The following is a 4,328-nucleotide window of genomic DNA, read 5'->3' on the forward strand; positions in this document are numbered from 1 at the left end:
ACGCTCGGGCAGGCGCTCGCGGACGGCCCGGCGCTGGCGCGCGACGGTCTCGTCGTCCCCGCGCGAGACCGGACCGGTCAGAGCCGCGGCGGCGCCGTTCGCGGCCCAGTTGTCGACGGCGGCGCGCACGAGGGGCACCAGGGCGGCGCGTTCGACGCCGGTGGTCGCGGCCAGCTGTTCGGCGATGCCCTCGAGCGTCACGAGGAAGTTCGCCGCGATCGATGCGGCGGCGTGGTACGCGGGTCGGTCCTCGTCGCGCACGTGCACCGTCGTCATCCCGAGGACGCCGGCGAGGCCCGACGCGACGGCGAGGGCGGCGGGCGTCGTGCCCGCGACCGCTGCCGTGACGCCCGCGAACGAGGTGCCCGCGCCGGTGACCGTCAGGAGGGGGTGCAGGCCGAAGGCCTCGTGCGGATGCAGCACCGACAGGTCGAGCGCTCCCGAGAGGTGACCGACCGTGCGGCCGGGCACCAGCGCGCTCGCCGCCGCGGAGATCTCGGCGTCGGGCACGGCCAGCAGCACCACGGGGACATCGACCCCGGTCGCACCCCGACCGGCGGGGCCCTGCGCGGTGACGCCGGCGGCGCGGAGAGCGGCGACGAGCGCGCGCCCCATGCGTCCGTCGCCGACGACGAGGACCGGTCCGAGCGGGGCCGGCGGGAGAGGGGAAGCAAGCGGGTTCATGAGCGTGGGGCGGCGCCCTCACGGGCGGCTTCGCCGGCTTCCACCGTACCCGCTCGTGCGTCCGCGCACGCGCGGGCGAGGACTCCTCAGCCGACCGTCGGCTGCTGCTGTGTGATGCAGTGGATGCCGCCACCCCGGTCGAACAGCGGACGGGCGTCGACCGACACCACACGCCGGCCGGGGTAGGCCTCGCCGATGATCTCGCGCGCCCGCGCGTCCGCCGCCTCCTCGCCGAAGCCGCACAGGACGACGCCGTCATTGGTGACGAGATGGTTGATGTAGCTCCAGTCGACCCAGCCGTGCTCGTCGCGCAGGGTGGTCGGTGCGGGGACGCCCGTGATCGTCACGGCGCGACCGCGCGCCGCGAAGGCGTCCGAGAGCTCCTGACGCACCAGGCGCGAGACCTCGAAGTCGGGGTGGGCGCGGTCCTGCTGCTCGTGGACGAGCACGTGGTCGGGGGCGGCGAAGGTCGCGACGATGTCGACGTGACCGTTGGTGCCGAAGTCGTCGTAGTCGCGGGTCAGTCCGCGCGACAGCCAGACGGCATCCGTCGCCCCGATCGTCCGGGCCATCTCGGCCTCGACGCGGGCGCGATCGGCGTGCGGGTTGCGGCGCGGGTCGAGCTGCACCGTCTCGGTCAGCAGCACGGTGCCCTCGCCGTCGACGTGCAGACCGCCGCCCTCGGCGACGAGCAGCGAGTCGATCCGTTCGGCGCCGACGTGCGCGGCGACGACGCGGGCGAGCTGAGCGGACTTCTGCCACTCGGCCCAGTCGGGGGCGCCCCAGCCGTTGAAGATCCAGTCGACGGCGCCCAGGGTGCCCGGGCGGTCCGGGTCGACGACGAAGGTGGGGCCCACGTCGCGCATCCAGAACTCGTCGAGAGGGGCCTCGACGATCTCGATGTCGGCCGAGAGCATGCGGCGGGCGCGCGATACCTCGCTGGGGTCGACGACCATCGAGACCGGCTCGAACTGCGCCACGGCGTGCGCGACCTCGGTCCAGGCGCGATAGCCCTCTTCGCGGGTCTCGGCACCCTCGCCCAGGGTGACGCCCTCGCGGGGGAAGGCCATCCACGTGCGCTCGTGGGGGGCGGTTTCGGCGGGCATGCGCCACATGGCGGGCTCCTCGGGTCTGCGTGGTCGGGGTTCGGCGGAAAGGGCGGTGCGGGTCAGAAGCCGGTGGTCAGCACGCGGTCCAGCGCGTCGACGAAGACGTCGACCGACGCCTGAGTGACCACCAGCGGCGGCTTGATCTTGAGCACGTTCTGGAAGTCGCCGGTGGGCTGCATGATGACGCCGAGCTCGAGCAGACGGTCGCAGATCGCGGCGGTCTCGGTGGTGGCCGGCTCGAGCGTCTCGCGGTCGCGCACGAACTCGACGCCCAGGTACAGCCCCGATCCGTGCACGGTGCCGATGAGCGGATGCCGCATGCCGAGCTCTTCGAGGCGGTGCTTCAGGTGGGCGCCGACGACGCGGGCGTTCTCTTGCAGGCCCTCCCGCTCGATCACGTCGAGCACGGCCATGCCGATGGCCGAGGATACGGGCGAGCCCCCGGTGGACGAGAAGAAGTAGCCCTGCGTGCGGTAGCGGTCCGCGATCTCTCGGCGGGTGATGACCGCGCCGAGGGGGTGCCCGCCGCCGATCGACTTGGCCACGGCGACGATGTCGGGCACGGCATCCTGCTGCTGGAAGCCCCAGAACCACTCGCCCAGGCGGCCGAAACCGACCTGCACCTCGTCGGCGATGGCCAGGCCGCCATGGCGGCGGATCGCGGCGTAGACCGCGTTCAGGTAGCCGTCGGGAAGGGCCACGCCGCCGGCGTTGCCGAAGTACGTCTCGGCGATCATGCCCGCCGCAGGGCGACCGGATGCCGCGAGCTCGTCGATGACGGCGACTGCTTCGGGCGCGTAGTTCACGGCATCCGCTCCCCGGTGGATCCCTCGGTAGGAGTTCGCCGCGGCCACGGTGTGCACCCACTCGGGGCGCGTCTCGAGGGCGAAGGGGTTGTCGGCGATCGAGGTCGACACCGCATCGCTGGCGTAGGTCCAGCCGTGGTACGCCTCGCGCATCGCCACGATGTCGGGGCGACCGGTCGCAGCCATCGCGAGGCGGATCGCGAGGTCGGTCGCCTCGGAGCCGGAGTTGACGAAGAACACCGTGTCGAAGCCGTCGGGCAGGGTCGCCGCGATCCGGTCGGCGTAATCGGCGATCGCGCGGTAGTGGAAGCGCGAGTTGGTGTTGAGCAGGTGCATCTGCCGCGCGCCGGCCTCGACCACGTGCGGGTGGGCGTGGCCGACCGAGGCGACGTTGTTGACCATGTCGAGGTACACGCGTCCGTCGACGTCGACGAGCAGCTCGCGCCAGCCGCGCTCGATGCGCGGGGGAGCGGTGTAGTAGTGCTCCTGCACCTCGGCGACCACCGCGTGACGGCGGTGCAACGAGTCGTCGGCCGCGGGAGCGGGGGACGGGATGCCGAGCACCGCCCCGGGATCGCCGGCGACCTCGCGCCACGCGTCGGCGAGCCCGCGCGTCGCGCGGAACGGCGGGGTCAGGTCGTCGAGGGGGCGACGTGCCGACAGGCGCGTGCGGGCGGCGAGGCTCGAGCCCGCGGGAGCGCCGTCCGGCAGGGTCCACACCAGGCCGTCGGGGGCGTCGACGGGGGCCGCCAGCCACACGAGCAGGTCGGTCGGCACGGTGTCGGCCGTCGAGGGCAGCGGGTCGGCGGTGCCGGTGAGGCGGGCGCACCACGCCGATGCGGTCACGACGGCGGCACCGGCATCGAGCGCGGCGAGGGCCGCGCGGTCGAGGGTGGCGGAGTCGAGCCAGGCGCCCGCATCGTTCAGCGGCGATTCGGTGGACGTGTCGAGCGCGACGTGACGGCCGGCGCCCAGAGGAGAGACGCTCGGCACGGCCGGCTCGGCGTCGCGGGGGCGGCCGAGGGCCGCCCGGGTCGCGGCCGTGATCACGGGGATCGGGACGGATGCCGCCCGCTCGAGGATGCGGAACTCGCGCTCGAGGGCGACCGAGGCGTAGTCGTTCGACGCGTCCAGCCGCACCTGCGCGCGTCCGCTGAGCACGAGCACGGCCCCGCGCAGGATCACGAGCGGCCAGAGCGCGGCGAGCTCGGCGTCGCTGAGGTCGCGCAGTCGGTCGAACGCCCGGATGGCGGGGAAAGCGCTCTCGGGCGTCGCGCCGTCGTGGTGCAGTACCGACGACACGGTGACGGCGATCTCGCCGACGCGCCACGATGCGCACACGTCGCCGAAGTCGATGACCGCGTCGGGCACCCTCTCGCCCGGGGCGTGCAGCACGTTGTCGTCGGTCACGTCGAAGTGGCCCGCCTGGACGGGCAGGGCGTCGGCGACGGGGGCCAGGGCCGCGCGGGCGGCGTCGGCCGCGCGGCGCACGACGCCGCGCACCTCGGCATCCGGTTCGAGGGGGAGCAGGGTGTCGATCACGCGGGCGGCGTGCCGCAGATCCCACTGCAGCACCCGTCCGCTCGCGGGGTGGGTGAAGTCCGCGAGAGAGGTGCTCACCGCGCCCGCGAGGGCACCGAGAGCCTCGACGACGGGGGGCGAGAGGTAGTCCGAGCCCGTGAGGGTGCGTCCGGCGATGTTCTCGATCACGCGCGCGTGGATGCGGCCC

At 73.8% G+C, this 4,328-nt stretch carries 3 protein-coding genes; all 3 read right to left on the reverse strand.

What is annotated here, in order from left to right; all coding sequences use genetic code 11:
- Nucleotides 1–615: DUF2520 domain-containing protein (locus tag DBR36_RS16185; RefSeq protein ID WP_258222935.1), on the reverse strand; the 615-nt coding region annotated here is incomplete at its 3' end.
- Between the two features lie 155 nt (nt 616–770).
- Entirely contained in the window at nt 771–1,799 is a 1,029-nt protein-coding gene (locus DBR36_RS16190; protein WP_258222936.1) for an agmatine/peptidylarginine deiminase, read from the reverse strand.
- 53 nt (nt 1,800–1,852) lie between these two features.
- The coding region (locus DBR36_RS16195; protein ID WP_108320730.1) for an aminotransferase class III-fold pyridoxal phosphate-dependent enzyme at nt 1,853–4,328 on the reverse strand (2,476 nt) is incomplete at its 5' end.

Source organism: Microbacterium sp. HMWF026 (genome assembly GCF_003061325.1).
Taxonomy (GTDB): domain Bacteria; phylum Actinomycetota; class Actinomycetes; order Actinomycetales; family Microbacteriaceae; genus Microbacterium; species Microbacterium testaceum_E.